At 62.7% G+C, this 391-nt stretch carries 1 protein-coding gene; it reads right to left on the bottom strand.

From position 1 onward, the window contains the following. Positions 1-391: fumarate hydratase (locus EP376_RS22750; protein WP_206074851.1), on the bottom strand; the 391-nt coding region annotated here is incomplete at both ends.

Genomic DNA, 391 nt, shown 5'->3' with positions numbered 1-391 from the left:
CGGCGGAAGTGCCGCCGATCACGATCGCCAGGTGATAGGGCGGGCAGGCTGCGGTGCCGAGCGTGAGGATTTTCTCCCTCAGGAACTCGATCATGCGGTCATGCGTCAGCAGTGACGGCGTGCCCTGATAAAGGAACGTCTTGTTGGCCGAGCCGCCGCCCTTGGCGACAAAGAGGAATTTGTAGGCGTCTTCGCCTTCCTCGTAGATGTCGATCTGCGCCGGCAGGTTGTTCTTCGTGTTCTTTTCCTCAAACATCGCCAGCGGCGCCAGCTGCGAATAACGCAGGTTCTTCTTCTCGTAGGCGTCGAGCACGCCGCGGCCCAGCGCATCGGCATCGCCGCCATCGGTCCACACGCGCCGGCCCTTCTTGCCCATCACGATCGCGGTGCC

Origin of the sequence: Alexandriicola marinus, from assembly GCF_004000435.1 — a bacterium.
Taxonomy (GTDB): Bacteria; Pseudomonadota; Alphaproteobacteria; order Rhodobacterales; family Rhodobacteraceae; genus Alexandriicola; species Alexandriicola marinus.
The sequence above is the reverse complement of the archived record's forward strand: the minus strand, read 5'-3'. Positions and strand labels throughout refer to the sequence as shown.